Source organism: Peptacetobacter sp. AB845, assembly GCF_047528295.1.
GTDB lineage: Bacteria > Bacillota > Clostridia > Peptostreptococcales > Peptostreptococcaceae > Peptacetobacter.
The window spans coordinates 23,480-49,047 of record NZ_CP180001.1 but is presented as its reverse complement, the minus strand read 5'-3'; the positions used below and the strand labels follow the sequence as shown (position 1 = coordinate 49,047).

The following is a 25,568-nucleotide window of genomic DNA, read 5'->3' as shown; positions in this document are numbered from 1 at the left end:
ATGGAAAATCAAATTGATAATATTATCAAAAATGCGTATATAAGTGCGTTTGACACAGATAGTGATATAATAAAAATGCTGATGATAGTAAATACAAAATGTTTGATAGATGATTTTAAGCAAAGATATTTATATATAGACAATAATAGACTTAGGGATGAGCTTAGATACTATAAATTTTATGGAGCGGAGTACAATAAAGAAAATCTTTTAAATATTTTTCTACCAGTCATACTTGGAAATAATGACGGTGAAAAATGTGATAGAGAGCTTATTGAGCTTGTAAAAAAATATGTAATGTATTTTAAGATTGATAAAAAATATAGTGAATATTTAATAGCTGCACTTATTTATAGTGAATTAGTGCACCTTTTAATAAAAAATCCAATTGTTGAATATGAAGAGATAATGGATTCTATAAAAGAAAGATTAATTTCACTAAATATAGATATGGAAAAATCGGAAGTTGTAAAGTTCCAGATGTATAGAATATCTCTTATAAAAATGATAGATGAGTACAAGGATGGAAAAAGAGATTCGAGTGATGATATATGCTCTGGATTATTGGATGCTATTTTTGATATATATGTAGAGGATAGGGATGAAAGTACAGATATAAATTCAATAAAAAAAGTCCTATTCTCACTATTAGGTCAAAGTGCTTCAACAGAAATAGAGAATATAGACTTTGTAAATTCCATGGCAGATTATACTGTAAAACTTAAAAAGTATAAAATTAATAAAAAAGAGTATAATGCTAAGGCAAATCCTCTAGAGATTATTGCATTAAATGAAGGTGATTCGATTCAAGACCCTATATTAAACAAACTTACAGTAAAATCAAAAAGTATAAATGGAAATTTATTAAAAATAAATGTAGTATCTAAATCAGGAGAGTATTGCTTTAGATTTTTAAAAAAATCATAATAAAAGTTACTCTGATAAAGATTCTATATAAGAAAGAAATTCAGACTCAGTTGTTTCAGTAAGGAAACAAAGTTCTTTTACAAGATTATTTCTAAGGTCGCCGAATACATTTAGTTTAGTATTTTCGTGAGTGTATTCAAGTGCTTTTATTATTAGAAGAAGGTCTTGAACAGATAAATCATTAAGTGAAACTTTTTCAAACTTTTCCATGTTAGCTATCCTTTCTGTCAAAATAGACGATTATAATATATTACCTACAATTATTATAATAATAAAATAAAGCGTAAAATACAAGGAAAGATGAGAATATTGCAGTATTAAAGTAAATTAGATAAAAATATTGCACAAATAAAATAAAAAATAATTTTTTGGAGGGTGATTTTTTGAAGATATTGCTTACAACCCTTAACTCTAAATTTATACACACAAATTTAGCGATAAGATATTTAAAAGAATTTGCAAAAGATGTGCAAGAAACAGAAATAAGAGAATATACGATAAATAACCAAGCTGATTATATTTTAAAAGATATATACAAAGGTGGGCACGATGCTGTGTTCTTCTCAGTGTATATCTGGAATGTTGTAGATATAATGAGCCTTTGTGAGAATTTAAAAAAAGTTATGCCGAATCTTATAATAGGTCTAGGTGGACCAGAAGTTAGTTATGATAGCGAAAACTTAATGAAAGAGCATAACTTTATAGATTATATCCTTTATGGAGAAGGTGAGGTTACATTTAGAGATGTGTGCCTAATGCTAAATGATAAAATGAATGCAGCTGATATAAAAGGTCTTGTTTGGAGAGATGGAGAAAAAGTTGTAGTAAATGAAGAAAGACCTTATCTACAGGACTTAGACTTAATACCTAGTCCATACGATAATATGGATCCTAAAGAATACGAAAATAGAATAGTTTACTATGAATCTTCGAGAGGATGTCCATTTAACTGTCAGTACTGCTTATCGTCAGCAATTAAAGGTCTTAGATACTTTAGTTTAGATAGAGTTAAAAAAGATTTAAAAAATCTTATAGATGCTAGAGTTGCCCAGATAAAGTTTATAGATAGAACATTTAATGCTAAGAAAAAAACCGCTATGGATATAATGAAATTCCTTATGGAAAATGATAACGGATTTACGACGTATCATTTTGAGGTAACGGCTCATTTAATTGACGATGAGATGTTGGAATTTTTAAAAGACTGTAAGCCAGGTTTATTCCAATTTGAAATAGGTGTTCAGTCTACAGACCAAAATGTACTTGAGGCATGTGGAAGAAAAGACGATTTTGTAAAATTATCTAAAGTTGTAAAACAGATAGAATCTTATAAAAATATACATCAGCACTTAGATTTAATAGCAGGATTACCTTATGAAGGCTATAAAGGGTTTGAGAAATCATTTAATGATGTATATAACTTAGGAATAGAGCAGCTACAGCTAGGATTCTTAAAGATGATTAAGGGAACAGGAATAAGAAAAATGGCTGATATGCATGGGTTTGAGTATAAATCATATCCACCTTACGAGGTTTTATCTAATAAATATATTTCTTATGGAGAAATATTAAAATTAAAAGATATTGAGGAGATGGTTGAAAGATACTACAACTCAGGAAACTTTAGAATGTCTATGGAATTTATTGTAAAGAGATATTACAGAGAGTCTCCATTTAAATTCTATGAAGAATTTGCCGAGTATCATGACTCAAATGGATATTTTGATGCTGGACAGGGAAAAAATCAGAACTACAAAATTTTATTAGATTTTTATGAAGAAAAAATAGGTGAGGATATAGAATTATTTAGAGATATTTTAAAATACGATTATGTATCTCTTGGAAAAACTAGCAATGTGCCAGATTTCTTTGTTAGAAATTATCCTGAGGACTTTAAAAATAGATGCCATGTATTCCTTCAGGATGACGAAAATGTTAAGAAGTATATTCCAAAGCACTTCGATACACCAGCAAAAATGATAATAAAATATGTTCAATTTGAGCCATTTAGATATGATGTAGAGGCATTAAAAGAAAATATTATGATAAATCCTGAAAAGATTGACAATATAGTGATGTTCGATTATGATATTTCAAAGATATTTGAAAAATCTCTATCGTATAGAGTGGAAATTTAGTTGAATATACAAATAAAAAGGAAAGGTGAATAAATATGAAATATAAAATAGAAAAATACCTTCTTAAAAAAACAGATGAGCTTGCTTTTATAACTCTTAAAGCAGACGGGGATTTCAAAATAAAAGGATACGATATTCCTGCAGAAGGACTTGATGTTCCAATAAAAAATGAGGTTCTTGTTAAAGGGATAAAGGATAAAACTGCACAGGAAAGTTTAAACTCTATGTCTATAGCAGATGCAATGATTTATATAATGGGTATAGATTCTACATTCAAATACAATGAAGAATATGATAAATTTATAGAAGCACTTGCTAAAGGATTAGACTTAGATTTAAAAGCATATATGGGATATATGTCTAATAAATACTTTGAAATAGGTGAGTACACTGATTCATTAATATACATGAAATCACTAGTAAATAAATACCCAGAAGATGTAAATGGGCTATATCATTATGCTATAATCTGTCAGCAGATAGCAGAACAGTACAAAAAAGATGAAGATGCAAAAGCAGTAAATGACTTTTTACTTGATGCACTTGATAAATTAGAAAGAGTAATAAATATAGATCCAAACTTTGGTCTAGCTTATTATCAGTTAGGATACCACTACTATAATCAGGACCAGTATATAAAATCTAAATTAACTTGGGAAGAAGCTTTAAAATTAGAATTAGATGACGATATAGTAGCTGAAATTCAGGATAACTTAGGTAAGATGGACTACAAAGTTCAGTATGAAGAAGGATACACTTTAGTTCTTTCAGGAAAATGTGAAGAAGGATTAGAAAAACTTCTTCCATTAGAAGATGAGTTCCCAGATTGGTGGAATTTATTATTCATGATAGCACTAGGATATAAAGGTATGGCTGATATTGAAAATGCTCAGAAATACTTTGAAAAAATACTAGTATTAAGACCAACTCAGGTTGATACTCTTGTTGAAATGGGACTTTTAGAAGCTCAGAAATACAACCTTGAAGGAGCTATAGAGTACTTTGAAAAGGCTGCTAAACTTAGAAAAGAAGATCCTGAGATATTATGTAACTTAGGTATGGCATATTTCAACAATGGAAATATGGACGATGCAGCTTATTACATAGAAAGAGCTTATGAACTTGATCCAATGGATGAGGTTACAAATGCTTGTTTAAGAGAATTAAATAAATATAGATAAAAAATTAATATTAAAAACAAAAAATAATAACTATTTTCGCCTCCAGGCTTCGATGGATGACTGAAATCCTTGAAAAATCAAGGAATTGTCATCCATCTGCAGATTGTCGTGCGATAAATAGTTATTATTTTTTTGTTTACATTATTAAACTCATCTATATTTATTGTTAATTCTCTTAAGCAAGCATTTTGTACGAGAAAAATAATAAGAGGCGTAGGAAATATCTATAAATTTTGAAAATGTTTAATCATTTTTGAGTTTTATAAATAAATCATCGTATATTTTTTCTTGTAATTTACTTATTTACGAAAAAGTTATAAACTTATATTAATAGAATTTTTTTTAGGGAGAGGGTAGTTATTTTGGAAAACGGTGGTAAAAAGGAAAAGATAAGTTTGTTTAGGTTTATTAGGCTGTTTGCTGGATTTTTTATTGGTGCGACAGGTACGGTGTTTATGATTAATGCAAATATAGGGGTTGCACCTTGGGATGTTTTACATATAGGTATTTCTCAAAAGTTAGGAATTACTATAGGTCAGGCATCTATAATAGTATCTTTAATGGTTATAATTTTAGACCAGATTTCTGGAGAGTATATCGGCTGGGGAACAGTTTTAAACATGATATTTTTTGGATTGTTTATAGATTTAATAATGTACTTGGATTTTGTTCCTCATACTAATGGATTTTTAATGAGCGTGTTTATGGTAATAATGGGACTTATACTACTTTCTATATGTATGTGGTGGTATATAGGAGCTGCAATGGGATCAGGGCCTAGAGATGGAATGATGCTTTTATTCCATAGAAGAACTGGAAAACCAATTGGATTTATAAGAAGTTGTATAGAGGTAATAGTGCTTATTATAGGTTATTTCTTAGGAGGTCCAGTAGGTATTGGAACTATTATAAGTGCATTTGGAATGGGTGTTGTTATGCGGATTGTATTTAAAATAGTTAAATTTGATGCTAAAGAAGTAAAACATAAATATATAGAATTTTTAATATCTAAGGATAAAAGAGAAAACATAGGATAAAATATTTTAATAATATTTATCATAAAAAATGCATTTGGAGGTGTAGTATGATAAAAAAATTAGACGATATTTTTAATGAGCTAAAATCGTGTAATGAAAAAGCAGTTCTTTCTGTAGCAGCTGCACATGATGAAGAAGTTTTATTAGCTGTTAAAGATGCCTGTGAGATGAATATAATAAAAGCAATTCTTATAGGTGAAGAGGATAAAATTAGAAAAATAGCTAATGAAATCAAATTCGATTTAACTGATGTAGAAGTTATAAATGAATGCGATTTAAAGCTATGTGCTGAAAAAGCAGTAAAGCTAGTATCATCAGGAAAAGCAGATTATGTTATGAAGGGACTATTAGATACGTCAATAATTTTAAAAGAGGTATTAAATAAAGAATATGGACTTAGAACTGATAGTTTGCTAAGTCATGTTATGATTTATGAAGTGCCTTCTTATCATAAGCTTTTAATACTTACTGATGGTGGAATGAATATAAATCCAGATGTATCTCAGAAAAAGAAAATAGTAGATAATGCTATAAAAGCTGCAAAATCACTAGGAATAGATACTGTAAAAGTTGCTTGCCTAGCAGCTAAAGAAAAGGTAAATCCTAAGATGCAGGCAACATTAGATGCAGACGAACTAAAAACTATGTGTAAAGATGGAATGTTCGGAAAAGGTGCTATTGTGGAAGGGCCGATAGCATTTGATTTAGCTGTGTCAGAGGAAGCTTGTAAAATAAAGGGATATGAAAGTGAAGTAGGCGGAGATGCTGATATTTTACTTGTTCCAAATATAGAAACAGGAAATGGAATAGGAAAGGTACTTACATATATGGCAAATGCTAAATCTGCAGGTATAATTATGGGTGCAAAGGCTCCAGTTGTACTTGTTTCAAGAGCTGACACACATGAGTCAAAATTATACTCTATAGCTTATGGAGCAATAGCAGCAAAATAGAACAACAATAAATGGGAGAATGATTTTAAATATAATAACAAGAATGATTTTGAAAAAATACTTGAAATTATTCGTGTTTTTGAATATAATCTAAATATAGGAAACGTAAAAAAATATTTTTATCTATAAAATCAAAATTATTAGTTGGAGGGAATTAACATGGGATTCAAATCTGATATCGAAATAGCACAGGAAGCTAAACCTTTAGACATAAGAGAGGTTGCTAAAAAAGTTGGTCTTTCAGAAGACGATATAGAACTTTACGGAAAATATAAAGCTAAAGTTGACTACAACTTATTAAAAAGAGATACAGGGAAAAAAGCTAAATTAATACTTGCAACAGCAATAAACCCTACTCCAGCAGGAGAAGGTAAAACAACTACAACAATAGGTGTTGCAGATGCATTTTCAAGATTAGGAAAAAATGCATTAGTTGCTCTTAGAGAACCATCACTAGGACCAGTTTTCGGTATAAAAGGTGGAGCTGCAGGTGGAGGATATGCACAGGTAGTTCCAATGGAAGATATAAACCTTCATTTCACAGGTGACTTCCACGCAATAGGAGCAGCAAACAACTTATTAGCTGCAATGCTTGACAACCACATACATCAGGGAAATGCTCTTAACATAGATACAAGAAGCATAACTTGGAGAAGATGTGTCGACATGAACGACAGACAGCTTAGAAATGTTGTAGACGGATTAGGAAGAAGAGTAGACGGTGTAACAAGAGAGGATGGATTCGATATAACAGTTGCTTCAGAAGTAATGGCTGCGTTCTGTTTAGCAAATGATATAGCTGACTTAAAAGAAAGATTAGGTGACATAATAGTTGCTTACAACTACGATGGACAGCCTGTAACAGCTAGAGAATTAAAAGCTAATGGAGCTATGGCTGCATTATTAAAAGACGCATTAAAACCAAACTTAGTTCAGACATTAGAAGGAACACCAGCATTTGTACACGGTGGACCATTCGCTAATATAGCTCACGGATGTAACTCTGTTATAGCTACAAAAATGGCTATGCATTTCTCAGATTACGTATTAACTGAAGCTGGATTTGGTGCTGACCTAGGTGCTGAAAAATTCATAGATATAAAATGTAGAATGGCTGACTTAAAACCAGATGCTGTTATAATAGTTGCTACAATAAGAGCATTAAAATACAACGGTGGTGTAGCTAAAGATCAGTTAAATGAAGAAAACTTAGAAGCTCTTGAAAAAGGTCTTCCAAACTTATTAAAACACGTAGAAAACATAACTAAAGTATTCGGATTACCAGCAGTTGTTGCTATAAACAGATTCCCAATGGATACAGAAGCTGAGCTTAAATTAGTTGAAGATAAATGTAAAGAATTAGGTGTAAATGTTGCATTATCTGAAGTTTGGGCAAAAGGTGGAGAAGGTGGAATCGAAGTAGCTAAAGAAGTACTAAGATTAATAGATGAAGAAGAAAATAACTTCCAGTACTGCTACGATGAAGACCTATCAATAAAAGAAAAAATAAATGCAATAGCAACTAAAATATATGGAGCTGATGGTGTAGACTTCACTAAGGAAGCTGAAAAAGAAATAGCTAAATTTGAAAGATTAGGATTCAACAAATTACCAATATGTATGGCAAAAACTCAGTACTCATTAACTGATGACCAGACTAAACTTGGTAGACCAGAAGGATTCAGAATAACAGTTAGAGATTTAACTGTATCAGCAGGTGCAGGATTCATAGTAGCACTTACTGGTGCTATAATGAAGATGCCAGGACTTCCAAAAGTTCCAGCAGCAGAAAGAATAGATGTTGATGAAAACGGAGTAATATCAGGACTATTCTAGTTTAAAATTTGATTTTTAGATTGTTTAATAGATTCCCCGGATTTTTTAAAATTCGGGGATTTTTTGTGTTATAATATACTATACTATGCAAAAAGAGGTGAAAGAATGACAATTAGAACTAGAAATGAAATAAGTGAAAAAGATATGATAGAAGTTATGAAATTTGGTATTCCAAAAATCTATTCTATAATGAGTATAGGGTTTGGAGTGCTAGGTATAGCTATGGGGTTCTATGGGTTAAATAGAGGTAAAACTATAGCAGCTGTAGCATCAATACTTCTTGCAATAGGTATACTTGTCTGGAGATTCTATTATCTACCTAGAAAAATGGGAAAAAGCCAGTATAAAGCAAAATTACAGGCTCAGGGTGGAAAAGACATGGTTCAGAATGTAAACTTTTTCAACAATCATGCAGAAATGATAACTAGCAACTCAAAAATGATAAAACTAAAATATTCAGATATGCAGATGATAAAGGAAACAGAGGACAAGCTTATTATAATTTTTGGCAAAAATGTAATTATGTTAATTAAAAAAGATGGATTTAAAGAAGGAACTTTAGAAGATTTAAAAGACTTACTTATACCAATAGTAAAAGAAAATATTAGTAAAAAAGCGTAGTTGGGGGAAATTAAATTGGCTAAATCAGAAGTAATAAAAGCTAGAAATACTAGCTACATAACAAAAGAGGATTATGTAGAATCTGTAAAACTTTCTACAAATAGAAAAATAAAAACTGTAAGTGTAGCACTTAGTTTAATATTGATAGTGGTAGGTGGTTATGGAGCATTTACAGGAGCTATTGCCTATGGACTAGCATTTGCAATATTTGGACTTGTTATGCTTGTATGGGAATTATTTATATCTTATAGTGTACTTGGTTCAAAAAGTTTTAAAAAAGTTGTAGAAGAAAATGGTACAGATGAGATAAAATTAAAAATAGATTTCTACAAAGACCATTTAGTACTAAATAATCAGAATGGATTAAAATCTGAATTAAAGTATAGAAAGATTAAAAAAATGGGAAGAGGAAAGAATGTAGTTGTTTTAGTTTTTAATAAAGATTATGCAGTTACATTTAAAAAAGACGGATTTACATATGGAGATTTTGATACTGTAGAAGATTTAATTTATACAGCAAGAGGAATGAAATAGAGGCAATAAGCCTCTATTTTTTTATTCCTAAGGAAATTATAATAATTTAAAATTGTGGAAAACTTATGTACAATAGTAATATGAATGTATTGAAGAAACAAAAAGATGAAAAAATCATTAAGAAAATATTAAAAAATCACTTTGAAGAATTCAAACTAAAATATTGGAATAAAGTTAGAAGAGAAATGAGAGATCAGATAGAAAATACTGTAATAAAGGCTTTAAATTGTGGAAATATAGAGAACGGATATATAAAACACAAATGTATAGACTGTGGAGAAGAGTATATCCAAGGGTTCACTTGTAAAAGTAAGTTTTGTACAAAGTGTGGAAGAAAATATTCTATGGAATGGGCAGAAAAACAGGTAGAAAATATGCTTGATGTTTCTCATAGACATGCAGTTTTCACAATTCCGGAGGAGTTGAGAGTTTATTTCTACAGAAAGCGAGAGCTTTTAAAAGATTTACAAGATGCTACATATGAGGTATTAGATAGTTTTCATAAAAATAAAACAAAGGGAAATTATGAATTAGGGGTAATTGCTGTAGTACACACCTTTGGTGGAGATTTAAAATGGAATCCTCATATACACGCCTTATACACCGAAGGTGGAATAGATAGAAATAATAAGTGGTTCAAAAAATTAGATTTCATACCATATACATATATGAAAAAGGTATGGCGAAAGTTGGTACTAGATATAATAAAAAACAATTTTAGCGATAGAAAAACTAAAAATTTGATAAATAAGCTATATAAGAAAGAATTCTATGTAAATGCAGAAAGACGTTTAACTAATATAAAACAGGCAACTCAATATATAGGTAGATATTTGGCTAGACCAGCTATCGCTGAATATAGAATAATTAATTACGATGGAAAAAATGTAACTTACTGGTATGAAAACAAAAAACCTAAGGAAAAAAGAGAAATAACTGTAAATGTATTAGAATTTATAGGTAAAATAACCCAACATATTCACCCGAAGGGTTTTAGAGTTGCAAGAAGATACGGTCTATATTCAAGAATAAAAAATAAATTAAGCATAGAAATATTGAAGTTATATAACTTTATGAGACACAGAAATATATCTAAGCTGATAAAAAAGAAGAATACAGTAAAGAAAAATTTTAAAGATAGATTGATAGAATCATTTGGAGTAAATCCTTATATTTGTAAAAATTGTGGAAAAGACATGATTCTATGGGAAATATGGCATTATAAATATGGATTAATATATAATGCACTAGATAAATCAAATTATAAAAGAATAATCTACGAAGAAATTATAGAAAAAGAAATTTCTTTGAATACAACAACACAAATAGAATTATTTTAAAAGTCTATTAATAAATAGGCTAGCTTTGCTATACTCAAATATAAATAATAGTGTATAATTAGTGTAATTAAAATTATTAGGAGAAATAGTATGTTAAAAGAATTAGAAGAAATGAGTAAAGGACAAAAGTTATATAATTATGAATGTAAGTCTTGTGGATTTGAAAAAGGAGTACCAGAATTTATAGTAGAAGAATTAAGACAAGATGCATTCTTTTCATCAGGAGCGATAGCTTCGCTAAATGAAAAAAATATGCCAGAATTAATTTGTCCTAATTGTGGAGCTAAATTTGAATACAAAAAAACTGACGACCGTTAGGTGTCAGTAAAGGTACTGTCACAAGAACACCTTTTAAAGGTGTTCTGTGGCAGTATTTTTTTATATTTTAATAATTTTTCCATAAATGGAAAAATATTTTTTTATCAGAAAATTTAAATTTTACAGAAAAAAGTGTTGACTAAATTTTCGGAAAAAGATATTATATAAAGCAAGAAAAAAATGCGCCATTAAAAAAAGGTTAGATATAAAATTATAAAAATAAGTATACATTATACTAAGAAAAAGGGAGGTAAAGGAAATGAAACAGCGCAAGTACAACATAATAGACATAATAAAAATAGAAAACCGTACTTGTGCGGATCATGAAATTTCAGGACTAATTATTGAGGATAATCTCATACCAAAGGAATCAATAATTAACATTGTCATACAGGAAAGAGCTTGTATAATAATAAGAATTTTTGATTCAATAATAATTTCAGGTATAGCTATAATTTACATATGTAATTCAATAGCAATACGTCAGAAAGAGATAGTTTTCAATAAAAGTAAATATGAAATTAAAAAAGCAGTAGAGAAGATTAATCTTGTGAAAACTCTATCAAACAAAAATGATGGTGTGGTAATCAATGATGATTTACCATATAGTTTTGCGAGTAAAAAAATCGATTATGCAATAGATGTATATGAGGTGCTTAATGATACATTGGGAGAGGATAAAAACAGTAAACTGATAAAAAATCTGAACTCGATGTTTATAGAAAATGCACTTGATATTTATATAAATCATACTGAATGGATGTATAGGAAATTGATGTACAGAAATTTAAAAAAAGTAGATGGAATTATTGTGGATGATTTTATTCACGTAATTACAGATAATGAGAAGTTGCTTCTACTGAATTGGCATGTATTAAATATGCTGATAGAGTGGAAGCAACTTTATTTTTTTATAAAAAAGTGGGATATACTGTATATTTTAAGATGTATACAGTATTTAAATTCAATATTCAGAATATTAAAGAAAGAAGGGTAGGATATGAGAAAACTAGTTTTATCTATACTGGCAAGGGATGATGCAGGTGTTCTTACAAGAATCAGTGGATTATTTGCACGAAGAGGATATAGTATTCTTAGCATATCGGCGGGGATAGCTGAAAATAAAGGTTTATCAAGACTTACTGTTGTTGCTCAAGGTGAGCCACAAACTCTTGAACAGATAAAAAAACAAGTAAAAAAACTAGAGGATATTTTAGAAGTAGATATTCTTGAACCTGAAAAATCTGTTTTAAGAGAACTTGTTATGATAAAGATAAAAGCAGATTGTACTAAAAGAGAGGCAGTATCTGCTGTAGCTAAAATATTTAGAGCAAAAGTGGTAGATGTATCAAAAGACTCTATGGTTGTAGAAGCTACTGGTGATAGCGTTAAAATAGATGGATTTATAGAACTTCTCAAAGAATTCGAAATTATGGAAATAGTGAGAACAGGTTTATCGGCAATCAAAAGAGGATGCGAATACCGGAATTAAAATCAATAAATAAAAATAAAATAAATAAAAATAAATAAATAAAAAACAATAAATGATAAAAAGGAGATAGGAAAATGGCAAAAATATATTATATGGAAGAATGTAATCAGAAATTATTAGAAGGAAAAACAGTAGCAATAATAGGGTATGGTTCACAAGGACATGCACATGCATTAAATCTTAGAGACAGCGGTGTAAATGTAATAGTAGGACTTTATGAAGGATCTAAATCTTGGAAAAAAGCTGAAGAACAGGGATTTGAAGTATACACTTCTGCTGAAGCAGCTAAAAAAGCAGATATAGTTATGATACTTATAAATGATGAATTACAGGCAAAACTTTATAAAAATGAAATAGAACCAAATCTTGAAAAAGGAAACATGCTTATGTTTGCTCATGGATTCAATATACATTTTGGACAGGTAGTTCCACCAGAAGGTGTAGATGTAACAATGATAGCACCAAAGGCACCAGGTCATACGGTAAGAAGTGAATATTGTGCAGGCAAAGGAACTCCTTGTCTTGTAGCTGTAGAACAGGATGCTACCGGAAATGCAAAAGAATTAGCACTTGCTTACGGAGCTGCAATAGGTGGAGCAAAAGCAGGTCTTCTTGAAACAACATTTAAAACAGAAACAGAAACAGACTTATTTGGAGAACAGGCTGTATTATGTGGTGGTGTATGTGCACTAATGCAGGCGGGATACGACACTTTAGTAGAAGCAGGATATGATCCTGAAAATGCATACTTCGAATGTGTACACGAAATGAAATTAATAGTTGACCTTATATACCAGTCAGGATTTGAGGGAATGAGATATTCAATATCTAATACAGCTGAGTATGGAGATTATGTAACTGGTCCTAAAATAATAACAGATGAAACAAAAGCTTCTATGAAAAAAATATTAAAAGATATACAGGATGGAAGTTTTGCAAGAGAATTCCTTCTTGAAATGTCAGAAGCTGGTGGACAGGCTCATTTCAAAGCAATGAGAAAACTTGCGGCAGAACATGGTTCTGAAAAAGTAGGTAAAGAAATAAGAAAATTATACAGTTGGTCAGATGAAGATAAATTAATAAACAACTAATTAATATATATTATTCAGGCAGACTAAAATGTATGTCTGCCTGAATAATAAAAATAATAAGTATCTTTTATAGGGGCAAAAGCAATGATTAAAAATCATTAGCCTTATAGATGTAAGAATATAGGAGGAAAATATGAAAAGTAATAATGTGAAAAAAGGAGTGGAAAGAGCTCCTCATAGATCTCTTTTCAACGCACTTGGTATGACTGAGGAGGAACTTAATAGACCGATAATAGGTGTAGTTAATTCATATAATGAAATAGTTCCAGGACACATGAATCTTGATAAAATAGCCGAGGCTGTTAAAAAAGGTATATATATGGCAGGTGGAACACCGGTTGAAGTTCCTGCAATAGCGGTATGTGACGGAATAGCTATGAATCACACAGGAATGAGATATTCACTTGTTACAAGAGAACTAGTATGTGATAGTACTGAGTGTCTTGCAAGAGCACATCAATTTGACGGACTTGTAATGATTCCAAACTGTGATAAAAATGTTCCTGGACTTCTTATGGCAGCAGCAAGACTAGATATACCGACAATATTTGTAAGTGGGGGTCCAATGCTTGCAGGAAGAAAACTTGATGGAAAGAAAACTTGTCTATCAACACTTTTTGAGGCTGTAGGTGAGTACAATGCAGGAAAAATGAGCATGGATAAATTAAAAGAATTTGAAGAAAAAGCTTGTCCTACATGTGGCTCTTGTTCTGGTATGTATACTGCAAACTCAATGAATTGCTTAACAGAAGCTCTTGGAATGGGACTTAAAGGAAATGGAACAATACCAGCAGTTTATAGTGAAAGAATAAGACTTGCAAAACATGCTGGTATGAAAATAATGGAGCTTGTTGAAAAAGATATAAAACCTTCAGATATAATGACAGAAAGTGCGTTTAGAAATGCAATGGCTGTTGATATGGCACTTGGATGTTCTACAAACTCAATGCTTCATCTTCCGGCAATAGCGTACGAAGCAGGGGTTAATCTTAATCTTGAAATAGCTAATGAAATAAGTCGGAAAACTCCTAATCTTTGTCATCTTGCCCCTGCTGGAGATACTTTTATGGAGGATCTTAATGAAGCTGGTGGAGTATATGCGGTAATGAATGAGCTTGATAAGCTAGGAATATTAGATAAGGAATGTATGACAGTTACAGGATTTAATGTTGGAGAAAATATAAAAGAATGCGAAAATCTTGATACGAGTGTAATAAGACCAGTTGAAAATCCATACAGTAAAACAGGAGGAATAGCTGTATTAAAAGGAAATCTTGCTCCTGATAGTTGTGTTGTGAAAAAATCAGCAGTGGCGCCAGAAATGATGAAACATAAAGGACCTGCAAAAGTATTTGACGGTGAAGAAAGTGCGATAGAAGCAATCAGAGCAGGAAAAATCAAATCTGGAGATGTAGTTGTAATAAGATATGAAGGTCCAAAAGGTGGACCAGGAATGAGAGAAATGCTTTCTCCAACATCAGAAATAGCTGGCATGGGACTTGATAAAGATGTAGCTCTTATAACTGACGGAAGATTTTCTGGAGCTACAAGAGGTGCATCTATAGGGCATGTATCACCAGAGGCAGCACTTGGTGGGACAATAGCATTTGTAAAAGACGGAGATATGATAGATATAGATATAGAAAATAATAGTATAGAGCTTCTTGTTTCAGATGAGGAACTTGAAGAAAGAAGAAATGGATTTGTACCAAAAACTCAGAATGTGAGCGGTTATCTAAAAAAATACGCTTCAATGGTTACTTCGGCAAATACTGGTGCAGTCCTTAAAGTAAAATAAAAGAGGATGGTGAAAATATATGAGGCTTAAAGGAGCAGATATGGTAATGGAATGCCTTTTAGAACAGGGAGTTGAGACAGTATTTGGTTATCCTGGAGGGGCAATACTTGAAATATACGATAGTTTATATAAATATAAGGATAAAATACAGTCAATACTTACATCTCATGAACAAGGGGCATCTCATGCAGCAGATGGATATGCTAAATCTACTGGAAAAGTAGGCGTTTGTATGGCAACAAGTGGACCTGGTGCTACAAATCTTGTAACAGGAATTGCAACTGCATTTATGGATTCAATTCCTATTGTTGCAATAACTGTAAATGTTGGACTTTCATTTCTTGGAAAAGATAGTTTTCAAGAAATAGATATTACAGGAATTACAATGCCAATAACAAAGCATAACTTCATAGTAAAAAAAATTGAAGACCTTGCTCCTGCAATAAGAAAAGCCTTTAAAATAGCTAGAGAGGGAAGACCTGGGCCTGTAGTTATAGATATAACTAAAGATGTAACAGCGGGATATGGAGAATACGAAAAAGAAGAGATAGATACAAATTCAAATAATTTACTATTATATAATGAAGAAAACTATCAAGAAAATCTTGAAGAGGCAGTTAAACTTATAGAAGAAAGTAAAAAGCCATTTATATTTGTAGGTGGAGGTATTAAAGCTTCTAATGCATCTAATGAGTTAAAAATATTTGCAGAAAAGATAGATGCGCCTGTTGCTGATTCGCTTATGGGAAAAGGTGCTTTTGATGGAAAAAGCAAAAGATATACAGGTATGCTAGGGATGCATGGAACAAAAGCTAGTAACCTTGGAGTAGCAGAATGTGACCTTCTAATAGCTATAGGAACTAGATTTAGTGATAGGGTAATTGGAAATTCAGCGGGATTTGCATCTAAAGCAAAAATAATACATATAGATATAGATGAAGCGGAAATAAATAAAAATATACTTGTAGATCTTGGAATAACAGGAGATGCAAAATATATACTTGAAAAGCTAAATCTTATGTTAAAAAAACAAGAACGTAAAGAATGGATGGAAGAAATAGAAAATCTTAAAGATAAATATCCAATGAAATATAATAAAAATGTGCTTACAGGCCCATATGTAATAGAAAAAATAGAAGAGTGCTTTGATGATAATACAATAATATGTACAGAAGTTGGGCAAAATCAGATGTGGGCTGCACAGTACTTCCATTATAAAAATCCAAGACAGTTTGTAAGTAGTGGCGGACTTGGAACAATGGGATATGGTTTAGGTGCAGCTATAGGAGCAAAATATGGAAATCCAAAATCAAGAGTTATAAATATAGCAGGAGATGGATGCTTTAGAATGAACATGAATGAGCTTGCAACAGCTTCAAGATACAATGTTCCGATGATACAGGTTATACTTAATAATAAGGTTCTTGGTATGGTTAGACAGTGGCAGACATTTTTCTATGAGGGAAGATATTCGGATACAGTTCTTGATGATCGGGTTGATTTTTGTAAGGTTGCAGAAGGACTTGGATGTAAAGCAGTAAGAGTTACAAGAATGGACGAATTAGAAAAAGCACTTTTAGAAGCAGATTCATATAATGGACCTTTTGTTATTGAATGTATGATACAAGAAGATGACAAGGTATTTCCTATGGTTGCCCCTGGAAAAAGTCTTAATGATACTTTTGATCAAGATGATTTATAAAAGTAATTAACTTTATTTCATTCTACAATTAATTTGAAAATTAATCTAAAAACATATATCATAGATAATATAAATATTACTTATATATATCATAGACAAAATGTATAAACCAAAATACAATTACTATAGTATTATTAAAGGTATAGAGCAAGATTAAAAAATTTATATGTAGAAGGGAATATATAATGACTAAAGAAAATAAGAAAAAATTAATCACAAGAGTAGGTGCGGTATTATTAGTATTTGCTATCTATTTCTTTGTAACACCTGTAAAAACATTTGTAAATCAGATGGTATTTTACTTATCTAGTTTAGATTTGGAATCAATAAAACAATACATACTATCGTTTGGAATTTGGGCTCCAATAATTTCATTCCTACTTATGCTACTTCAGTCAGTAGCGGCACCACTTCCTGCATTTTTAATAACATTTGCCAATGCAGCCTTATTTGGTTGGGTATGGGGTGCAATCCTATCTTGGTCAAGTGCTATGGCAGGGGCAGCGCTATGTTTCTTTATAGCTAAGTTTTTAGGTAGAGATGTTGTTGAAAAACTTACAAGTAAAATGGCTATAAGCAGTATAGACGAATTCTTTGATAAATATGGTAAATACACTATATTAGTTTGTAGATTACTTCCATTTATGTCATTTGATATAGTTAGTTATGCAGCAGGTCTTACATCAATGAAATTTATGCCTTTCTTTATAGCGACAGGTATAGGACAGCTACCAGCTACAATAGTTTACTCTTATGTTGGTGGAATGCTTACTGGTGGAGCAAAATTATTTGTAACAGGATTAATGATATTATTTGCACTTACAGTTGCAATATATATGTTCAAGAAGATATACAACGATAAAAAGAATAAAGCTAAGGCTTAATGGTTAAAGAAAATATTATGAAAATAACACCGAGTTATAGATTTTAGCTCGGTGTTTTACTTTTTTGAAAAAAATAGTACTAAAATGAAAAGATTATAAATTTATATAAAAAATATTTAAGTATAGTGTTTAAATTGATATAATAGAATACAAGATTAAAAAGTTAGAAAATTAAAAAAGAGAAGAGGTGCTGATTATTGAATATAGTAGATAAAAGTTGTGTAGAATTCATCGAAGTTCTTTCTTCAAGAGAGCCAGTTCCTGGTGGAGGTGGTGCTGCTGCTTTTGTCGGAGCGATAGGTGTGGCACTTGGAAATATGGTGGCTAATCTTACAATAGGTAAGAAAAAATACGCAGAATATGAAGATGAGATTAAAGAATTATTAAGAGAAGCTAAGGAAATAGAAGCAGAACTATTATCTATGGTTGATAGAGATGCAGAGTGCTTTATGCCTTTATCTCAAACTTATGGGCTACCAACATCGACAGAAGAAGAAAGAGAATATAAAACAAAAAGAATGGAAGTAGTATTAAAGCAAGCTTGCGAAATACCATATAAAGCAGCTAAAGTTTGCTTTAGGGCTATAAAAATACATGAGGATATAGTGGATAAATCGTCAAAAATAGTTATAAGTGATATAGGAGTAGGTGTTCAGTGTTTAAGAGCATGCCTACTTGGCTCAAAACTTAATGTAAAGATTAACACAAAATCTATGAAAGATAGAGAGTATGCCGACAAGATTTCTAAAGAGGTAAATGAAATAGTAGAAGATGGAATAGCTATATGCGATCAAGTCTTTGAAAGAGTAATAGAAATTATGGAGGAATAATATGGATACAAAGATAATAAAAGGTAAGCCAGTTGCAGATAGAATAACAGAAAATTTAATAGAAGAAACAAAAAAGCTAAAAGAACTAGATATAGTACCAAAGCTTGCAATAGTTAGAATTGGAGAAAATCCTGATGATATGTCCTATGAAAGAGGAGCTATGAATAGATGTGCTAAAATAGGTATAGATGTTCAAAATATAGTATTGCAAGGAGATGTATCAGAAGGGGAATATATAGAAGTTATAAAAAACTTAAATGATGATAAAAATATAAATGGAATTTTATGCTTGAGACCTCTTCCTAAAAATATAAATGAAAATAAAGTTAAGTCTATAATAGATGCAAAAAAGGATGTGGACTGTTTTAATCCTATAAATTCAGCAAAACTATTTGAAGGAGAAAAAGATGGTTATGCACCATGTACTCCAGAAGCAGTTATGAAAATTTTAAATCATTATGAAGTTGATTTATCTGGAAAAAAAGTTGTAGTCTTAGGAAGATCTTTAATAGTAGGAAAGCCTGTATCTATTATGCTTATGGGAGAAAATGCAACAGTTACAATATGCCATTCAAAAACAGAAAATTTAGCTGAAGAAGCTAAAAATGCCGATGTACTTGTAGCTGCAATAGGTAGAGCTAAAATGGTGGATAAGTCATACATAAAAAAAGGTGCTACGGTTATAGATGTAGGTATAAATGTAGATGAAAGTGGAAATCTTTGTGGAGATGTGGATACCGAATCTGCTATAGGAATTGCCAAAATGATTACTCCTGTTCCAGCTGGAGTTGGATCTGTTACTACATCTGTACTTGCTGAGCATGTTATAAAAGCATGTAAGATACAAAACAATATAAATTAAAGCAATATATAATAACCTGTGTATAATTACTCAGGTTATTTTTTTTATATTAAATATTATTTTTTTATGTCCTTTGTTTAATAAAAATACTACACAAAATAAAATTTAACTATTAAAATATATATATTGACTGAAATTTTAAAAAATAAAATAAAGTTAAAAACTATAAAAAGAAAAAATATTATAAAAAGGAGTTGAGGATATGATTATTTCTGGAAATAAGCCATTTGATGAGATAAAAGAATTTATAAAAGAAGATAAGACTGTTTTTATAATTGGTTGTGGAAAATGTGCGACAGTCTGCAAAAGTGGTGGAGAAGAACAGGTTCAGGCTATGAAAGAGCTTTTAGAAAAAGAAGGAAAGATTATAACCGGAACAACAATACTAGATCCAGCATGCACACTTTCTAAAACTAAAAAAGATTTAGAAAAATTTATGGAAATTATCAAAAATACCGATTCAATTCTTTCTATGGCTTGTGGAGATGGAACACAGACAATAGCCAAAGTTTTAGAAGAAAAACCTGTATATCCAGCAAATGATACTTTATTTATAGGTGAAGTACAGATGTTAGGAAGATATGAGGAGGCGTGTAGGGCTTGTGGAGATTGCCAGTTAGCTTGGACTGGAGGAATTTGCCCAGTAACATCTTGTTCAAAAGGATTGTTAAATGGAGCATGTGGCGGTGCTGACAAGGATGGAAGATGTGAGGTAAATCCTGAATATAGCTGTGCATGGGTAAAGATTTATAAAAGACTAGAAAGATTAAATCAGCTTGAAAATTTATTAAAAGTTAGAGATGAAAGAGACTACTCTAAATTAAATAGAAAAAGAGATATTACTATGAAAGAATTAAATGATAGGAGGAAGCGATAATGAGCAGATTGAGAGATGTTTTAGAAAGTGATAAATTTGCTATAACTTGTGAAATTGCTCCTCCAAAAGGAACAGATATTTCTCACATAATGGAGTGTGTAGAAATATTGAAGGGAAAAGTCGATGCAGTTAATGTTACTGATTTTCAATCAGCTGTGGTTAGGTCTACATCACTTGTAATTTGCAAGATTTTAAAAGATAATGGAATAGAGCCAGTTCTTCAAATGACAGGGAGAGATAGAAATAGAATAGCAATTCAGGGTGAACTTCTATCTGCTGGTATACTTGGTATAGAAAATTTATTTGCTATAACAGGAGACCACACTAGCAAAGGAGACCATCCGCAAGCTAAAAATGTATTCGATTTAGACAGTATAAATATTTTAAAAGCAGCAGAATATATATCTTTTGGAAGAGATATGAACCATAATGAATTAAAAGGACATCCTAAGTTTTATATGGGTGCTGCAGTATCTCCAGGATTTGTACCTATTGAGATTCAAATTATAAAAATGATTAAAAAAATAGCTGCTGGAGCAAAATTTTTCCAGACTCAGGCCGTTTTTGATATAGAGACAGTTAGAGAATTTAGGGATAGAACTAAAAACTTTGAATGCAAGGTTCTAATAGGAGTTATTCCTCTTAAATCACCAGGAATGGCTAGATTTCTAAATAAAAATATACCTGGAGTGGATGTTCCAGAACATATAATAGAAAGAATGGAAAAAGTCGGCAAGGAAAATTATAGAGAAGAAGGAATGAAAATAGCTGCAGAATTTATAAAACAATTAAAAGAAGAAAATTTATGTGATGGTGTTCATATAATGTCTGTCGGTGCAGAAAAAAATATACCTAAAATTATAGAAATGGCAGGAATAGAGAGATAATTTAAATAAAAAATTGAGGTGAAATCTATGAGAGATTGCCATATACATTCACATTATTGCCCACATGGGACAAAAGATTCTTTTGAAGAATACGTAGAAATAGCTTTAAAAAATGGATATGATGAAATAAGTTTTACAGAGCATTTTCCGTTACCGGATGGATTTGAAGATCCATCACCTAAAAAAGATAGTGCGCCCACAGATGAAGAGTTTGAGAGTTATTTAAAAGAGGCAAAATATATTCAACAAAAGTATAATGATAAAATAAAAATAAATGTTGGTACAGAGGTTGATTATATAGAAGGTTTTGAATATGAAATAAAGAAAAAGCTTGAAAAATATGGAGATAAGCTAGATGATGCAATATTATCTGTTCATATGATAAAAGCTGATTATGGATATTCTTGTGTAGATTATAGTGAGGAAGAGTTTAAAAAATTATTGAATTCTTTTTGGGGAATAGATAAATTATATAGAAAATATTATGAAACTGTGAAAATGGCGATTGAGTCAGATTTAGGAGTGTATAAGCCAAAGAGATTTGGACACTTAAATCTAATTAGGAAGTATTGTAAAATATTTGAATACGATTATAGCGAGCAAAAAATATTAGTTGAAATAATGGAGTTATTAAAAGAAAAAGAGTTTGAGCTGGATTTTAATGTATCTGGAGTTAGAAAAGAGAATTGTGGAGAGGTTTATATTTCAGGATATTTAAAGGAGTTAGTTGATGAATATGGAATAAATACAGTGCTTGGATCTGATTCTCATACAGCAAAAACTATAGTAACAAAAGAGAAATATATGGAATTAATGAAAGAAAAGTAAACTAAATGATATAAAAATTAATAAAAATAGGCTGTCAAATTTTATTGACAGCCATTTTTATATATCTATTAATTTATAAATAATTTACATGAACATTTTGTTAGTTCCAACAAATCTAACACCATCTTCAAATACTTTTTTACCACCAAGAGCTACAAATTTAACATTATTTATGCAAGTTATATCTTCACTTAAATTTCCTTCTACAACTAGTAAATCCGCATCAAGACCTTCTTTTACAAGACCTCTTAATTCAGAAACACCTAAAACTTTTGCTGGGTTTTCTGTTGCAGTCTGTATAGCCTGAACAGGAGTTATACCGTATTCAACCATGTACTGAAGTTCTCTATTTAAAGGAAGTAGTGGAGAACCATACATTACCATATCTGTTCCAGCTAATACTGTAACACCTGTATCGTAAAGTTTTTTGAAGTTATCTCTATATGCTTTATAAGCTGGTTCAAAGTATTCATAGTTTGCTAATTCTTTCTGCATAACTATATCATTTGCAGGAGAATCTTTATATTTTTCTAAAGTTTCTTTGCAAACTTCATATAAATAAGTATATGCCATTATAGTTGGAGTCCAAGCCTGACCATTTTTAGCCATCTGTTCTGCCTGTTCTAATGTTAAGAAAGTACCATGTTCTATAGTATCAAATCCAGCATCTATACACATCTGAATTCCAGGATGAGTTCCTGCATGAACACCGCATTTTATTCCTCTTCTATGGCATTCGTCTACTGCTGCATCTAATTCTTCTTGAGTGAATTCTGGTATATGGCTTCTATGAGTAGTTAGAACTTTAACCCATTCTGCGCCATCTCTAACCTGTCTTCTTATTTCTTTTCTTATTTCCCAAGGTCCATCAACCTGAGCTATATCATCATCATATCCATGTCCACCAGTCATACACATACCATTGTCGACATGAGTTATACGAGGAAGTACTAAATAACCTTTTTCAGCAGCTAATTTCATAGTTGAGCATAATTTTCTAGCAGAAGTCATATCTCTTACAGAAGTTATACCTCTTTCAAATGCAGACTGTGCATGCTGTACAGCAAACATAGTAATTAACTGATCATTGTAATTAAAAGTATCTGGTTGAGAGAAATAATAACCTAAATGGACATGCATATCACAAAGTCCTGGTAGTAGAGTAGCATTTCCAAAGTCTTTAACTTCTTCATTAGGGAAGTTAGCTATTAAATCTTCTTTTGTAGAAATTTTTTTAATTTTTCCTTGTTCATCAGTTAAAACAGCTTTATCCTCTAGCACTGTCTTACCATCACCTGTGATTAAATATTTTGTGCAGATAATCATATTATAATTCCCCCTTAAAATTTTAAAAATTGTTACAATTTTATTATACTCCTTAAAAAAAGACAATTCAATTATAGAATGTTAATAAATTATTAATATATTTTTTATAATGGTATCGAATATTTATTATTATATTTAAATGTATTGACTAATATACTTTATTAAGGTAGAATATAAAGAGTATTCGGAGAAGTACTCAAGAGGCTATAAGAGGAGCCCCTGCTAAGGGTTTAGGCTGGGTAACACCGGTGCGAGGGTTCGAATCCCTCCTTCTCCGCCAGTATTAAGACCTTTTTAAAAGGTCTTTTTTTTATGCAAATATATGTAATGAAAATAGTTGGAATAGTGGCAAAATCTTTTTTTAAGAAAATTTATGATATACTAATAGAGTATGTAAATTTCAAGTAAAGTAATAATCAAAAGTAAAATTTGAATAAATTTTTTAATAATAATACAAGAGGTGAATTTATGGACGGGAAAAGATTTAGAATTTCTGATATATTTCAAAGGACAAGGAATATAAAAAATAGACTTATTTTAGATTCGTTAGCTGTTGGAATAATAACAGGTATTGTTATAGTTGTTTACAGAATACTTGCATCAAAACTGGCTGTATTCTTTAATTATCTTTATAGCTATGCAGACCGTAACATTTTAATGATTCCAGCTGTATTTATACTACTAGCTGCATCAGCGTTTATAGTTGCGGAATTTGTAAAAAAAGAACCTATGATTTCAGGGAGTGGAATTCCACAATTAGAGGGAATACTTTCGAGAAAATTGAGTATAAACCGGATGAAGGTATTATTTTATAAATTTGTAGGTGGAATAATCTGTCTTGGTGCTGGTCTTTCTGTAGGGAGAGAAGGCCCTTCTGTTCAGATGGGTGGTTGTATAGGTGAAGAATTCTCTAAAAAAGGAAAGAAACCAGATTATGAAGAAGTATATTTAACTACTTGTGGAGCAAGTGCAGGTCTTTCTGCCGCATTTAATGCACCTATGTCTGGTGTTATGTTTGCACTTGAGGAGGCTCATAAAAACTTCTCACCAATGATTTTATTATCTGCTATGATTGCATCACTTACAGCCGATTGTGTTGCAAAACAGTTCTTTGGTATAATACCATCTTTAAAGTTTAATCAGTTAAATATAATGCCGATAAAATACTACTGGGTACTTATAATATTAGGTATAGCTGTTGGAATTAGCGGTGTTATATTCAATAGTGGAATACTAAAAACTCAGAAAATGTTTAAAGAAAGTAAATTAAATAGATATGTAAAAATAATGATACCGTTCTTTATAACCGGAATTATAGGAATGATTTCTCCAATACTTATAGGTGGTGGACATGAGCTTATAATGGAGCTTCAGAGCACAGATTTCATGCTTATAACACTTATGATATTTTTAGTGGTTAAATTTATATTTACATTTATTTGTTTTGGCTCAGGGGTTCCTGGGGGGATATTCTTCCCACTTTTAGTTCTTGGTGCACTTGTTGGAAATATAGTAGGACTTGTATCAATAAGATATCTTGGAATTCCTAGTATATATATAATGAATTTTGTTGTGCTTGCTATGGCAGGACATTTTGCGGCAATAGTAAAAGCACCTATAACAGGAATAATACTAATATCAGAAATGACAGGATCGCTTGCTCATTTATTACCTCTAGCAATAGTCAGCGTAGTTGCACAGCTTACATCTGATGTGTTAAAAGGAGAACCTATATATGAAAGCTTACTTGATAGGCTTCTTGCAAGAGAACACAGTGCAAATGAATATAAGGGGACTTCAAAACAGAAAACTCTTCTTGAAGTTTCGATTGACATGGACTGTATGGCTGACGGTAAAAAAATAAAAGATATAAAATGGCCGGAAACATCTTTAATCGTTGCTGTAAATAGAGGAGAGAAGGAAATAATCCCAAAAGGAGATTTAACTCTAATTCATGGAGATTTGATAACAGTTATGACATCTCAGGACAATTCTCCTTATGTCTTAGAAGAACTTAAAAGTATATCTACTCTAACAGTTGTAAATGAATAATTATTAAAATTAGAATAGATAAAAACAGATAAAAAGGGTAATAATTGTAATAGA

General features: G+C 30.9%; 24 protein-coding genes and 1 tRNA gene. 23 read left to right on the top strand and 2 right to left on the bottom strand.

Annotation, left to right across the window (positions count from 1 at the left end; all coding sequences use genetic code 11):
* The gene (locus ACK2WO_RS00225; RefSeq protein ID WP_414698034.1) at window positions 1-927 is read left to right on the top strand and encodes a hypothetical protein; all 927 of its coding nucleotides are present in this window, start codon (window positions 1-3) and stop codon (window positions 925-927) included.
* 6 nt (window positions 928-933) lie between these two features.
* Here ACK2WO_RS00225 and ACK2WO_RS00220 read toward each other — a convergent pair whose 3' ends face one another.
* Window positions 934-1,137, bottom strand: coding sequence for a hypothetical protein (locus ACK2WO_RS00220; protein ID WP_178412176.1), 204 nt, complete (start codon window positions 1,135-1,137; stop codon window positions 934-936).
* 173 nt (window positions 1,138-1,310) lie between these two features.
* On the opposite strand from ACK2WO_RS00220, the gene ACK2WO_RS00215 reads away from it, so the two are divergent.
* The 20 genes from ACK2WO_RS00215 to hisJ all read left to right on the top strand — a co-directional run bounded on the left by ACK2WO_RS00215 (window position 1,311) and on the right by hisJ (window position 22,136).
* The gene (locus ACK2WO_RS00215) at window positions 1,311-3,065 is read left to right on the top strand and encodes a B12-binding domain-containing radical SAM protein (protein WP_414698033.1); all 1,755 of its coding nucleotides are present in this window, start codon (window positions 1,311-1,313) and stop codon (window positions 3,063-3,065) included.
* A gap of 35 nt (window positions 3,066-3,100) precedes the next feature.
* A complete protein-coding gene (locus ACK2WO_RS00210) occupies window positions 3,101-4,246 on the top strand; it encodes a tetratricopeptide repeat protein (protein ID WP_178412174.1) in 1,146 nt (381 codons plus the stop codon).
* A 362-nt stretch (window positions 4,247-4,608) separates the two neighbouring features.
* Window positions 4,609-5,283, top strand: a complete 675-nt coding sequence (locus ACK2WO_RS00205) for a YczE/YyaS/YitT family protein (protein ID WP_414698032.1) — start codon at window positions 4,609-4,611, stop codon at window positions 5,281-5,283.
* Window positions 5,284-5,330: 47 nt separating this feature from the next.
* Window positions 5,331-6,236: a bifunctional enoyl-CoA hydratase/phosphate acetyltransferase gene (locus tag ACK2WO_RS00200; protein ID WP_414698031.1), complete on the top strand. Its 906-nt coding sequence runs from the start codon at window positions 5,331-5,333 to the stop codon at window positions 6,234-6,236.
* 159 nt (window positions 6,237-6,395) lie between these two features.
* Entirely contained in the window at window positions 6,396-8,072 is a 1,677-nt protein-coding gene (locus ACK2WO_RS00195) for a formate--tetrahydrofolate ligase (protein WP_414698030.1), read from the top strand.
* A 105-nt stretch (window positions 8,073-8,177) separates the two neighbouring features.
* Complete coding sequence (locus ACK2WO_RS00190) at window positions 8,178-8,693, top strand: YcxB family protein (protein WP_414698029.1); 516 nt, start codon at window positions 8,178-8,180, stop codon at window positions 8,691-8,693.
* A 15-nt stretch (window positions 8,694-8,708) separates the two neighbouring features.
* Window positions 8,709-9,227 carry a hypothetical protein gene (locus ACK2WO_RS00185; RefSeq protein ID WP_414698028.1) on the top strand — a complete coding sequence of 173 codons (519 nt, stop codon included), beginning with the start codon at window positions 8,709-8,711 and terminating at the stop codon, window positions 9,225-9,227.
* 65 nt (window positions 9,228-9,292) lie between these two features.
* A complete protein-coding gene (locus ACK2WO_RS00180; protein ID WP_414697469.1) occupies window positions 9,293-10,567 on the top strand; it encodes a transposase in 1,275 nt (424 codons plus the stop codon).
* 90 nt (window positions 10,568-10,657) lie between these two features.
* Window positions 10,658-10,885, top strand: a complete 228-nt coding sequence (locus ACK2WO_RS00175; protein ID WP_414697468.1) for a hypothetical protein — start codon at window positions 10,658-10,660, stop codon at window positions 10,883-10,885.
* A gap of 259 nt (window positions 10,886-11,144) precedes the next feature.
* The gene (locus ACK2WO_RS00170) at window positions 11,145-11,882 is read left to right on the top strand and encodes a hypothetical protein (RefSeq protein ID WP_414698027.1); all 738 of its coding nucleotides are present in this window, start codon (window positions 11,145-11,147) and stop codon (window positions 11,880-11,882) included.
* Window positions 11,883-11,885: 3 nt separating this feature from the next.
* Window positions 11,886-12,377: an acetolactate synthase small subunit gene (gene ilvN / locus ACK2WO_RS00165; protein ID WP_118548610.1), complete on the top strand. Its 492-nt coding sequence runs from the start codon at window positions 11,886-11,888 to the stop codon at window positions 12,375-12,377.
* A 74-nt stretch (window positions 12,378-12,451) separates the two neighbouring features.
* Window positions 12,452-13,468, top strand: a complete 1,017-nt coding sequence (gene ilvC, locus ACK2WO_RS00160) for a ketol-acid reductoisomerase (RefSeq protein ID WP_178411643.1) — start codon at window positions 12,452-12,454, stop codon at window positions 13,466-13,468.
* A gap of 133 nt (window positions 13,469-13,601) precedes the next feature.
* Complete coding sequence (gene ilvD, locus ACK2WO_RS00155) at window positions 13,602-15,266, top strand: dihydroxy-acid dehydratase (RefSeq protein ID WP_414698026.1); 1,665 nt, start codon at window positions 13,602-13,604, stop codon at window positions 15,264-15,266.
* Window positions 15,267-15,285: 19 nt separating this feature from the next.
* Window positions 15,286-16,968: a biosynthetic-type acetolactate synthase large subunit gene (gene ilvB / locus ACK2WO_RS00150; RefSeq protein WP_414698025.1), complete on the top strand. Its 1,683-nt coding sequence runs from the start codon at window positions 15,286-15,288 to the stop codon at window positions 16,966-16,968.
* Window positions 16,969-17,153: 185 nt separating this feature from the next.
* Window positions 17,154-17,852, top strand: a complete 699-nt coding sequence (locus tag ACK2WO_RS00145) for a VTT domain-containing protein (RefSeq protein ID WP_178412397.1) — start codon at window positions 17,154-17,156, stop codon at window positions 17,850-17,852.
* A gap of 197 nt (window positions 17,853-18,049) precedes the next feature.
* The gene (locus tag ACK2WO_RS00140) at window positions 18,050-18,682 is read left to right on the top strand and encodes a cyclodeaminase/cyclohydrolase family protein (RefSeq protein WP_414698024.1); all 633 of its coding nucleotides are present in this window, start codon (window positions 18,050-18,052) and stop codon (window positions 18,680-18,682) included.
* A 1-nt stretch (window position 18,683) separates the two neighbouring features.
* The gene (locus ACK2WO_RS00135) at window positions 18,684-19,544 is read left to right on the top strand and encodes a bifunctional 5,10-methylenetetrahydrofolate dehydrogenase/5,10-methenyltetrahydrofolate cyclohydrolase (RefSeq protein ID WP_414698023.1); all 861 of its coding nucleotides are present in this window, start codon (window positions 18,684-18,686) and stop codon (window positions 19,542-19,544) included.
* A gap of 202 nt (window positions 19,545-19,746) precedes the next feature.
* Window positions 19,747-20,421: a methylenetetrahydrofolate reductase C-terminal domain-containing protein gene (locus tag ACK2WO_RS00130; RefSeq protein ID WP_414698022.1), complete on the top strand. Its 675-nt coding sequence runs from the start codon at window positions 19,747-19,749 to the stop codon at window positions 20,419-20,421.
* Window positions 20,421-21,308: a methylenetetrahydrofolate reductase gene (locus ACK2WO_RS00125; RefSeq protein ID WP_414698021.1), complete on the top strand. Its 888-nt coding sequence runs from the start codon at window positions 20,421-20,423 to the stop codon at window positions 21,306-21,308. Before ACK2WO_RS00130 ends, ACK2WO_RS00125 begins: the two co-directional genes overlap by 1 nt.
* 27 nt (window positions 21,309-21,335) lie before the next feature.
* Window positions 21,336-22,136 carry a histidinol-phosphatase HisJ gene (gene hisJ / locus ACK2WO_RS00120; RefSeq protein ID WP_414698020.1) on the top strand — a complete coding sequence of 267 codons (801 nt, stop codon included), beginning with the start codon at window positions 21,336-21,338 and terminating at the stop codon, window positions 22,134-22,136.
* 84 nt (window positions 22,137-22,220) lie between these two features.
* Here hisJ and ACK2WO_RS00115 read toward each other — a convergent pair whose 3' ends face one another.
* The gene (locus ACK2WO_RS00115) at window positions 22,221-23,462 is read right to left on the bottom strand and encodes an amidohydrolase family protein (protein ID WP_178412391.1); all 1,242 of its coding nucleotides are present in this window, start codon (window positions 23,460-23,462) and stop codon (window positions 22,221-22,223) included.
* 186 nt (window positions 23,463-23,648) lie between these two features.
* Between ACK2WO_RS00115 and ACK2WO_RS00110 the strand changes: the two genes are divergently transcribed.
* Window positions 23,649-23,742 (top strand) — tRNA-Ser (locus tag ACK2WO_RS00110).
* A 188-nt stretch (window positions 23,743-23,930) separates the two neighbouring features.
* On the top strand, window positions 23,931-25,514 hold the full coding sequence (locus ACK2WO_RS00105) for a ClC family H(+)/Cl(-) exchange transporter (RefSeq protein ID WP_414698019.1): 1,584 nt from the start codon (window positions 23,931-23,933) through the stop codon (window positions 25,512-25,514).
* Window positions 25,515-25,568 lie beyond the last annotated feature (54 nt).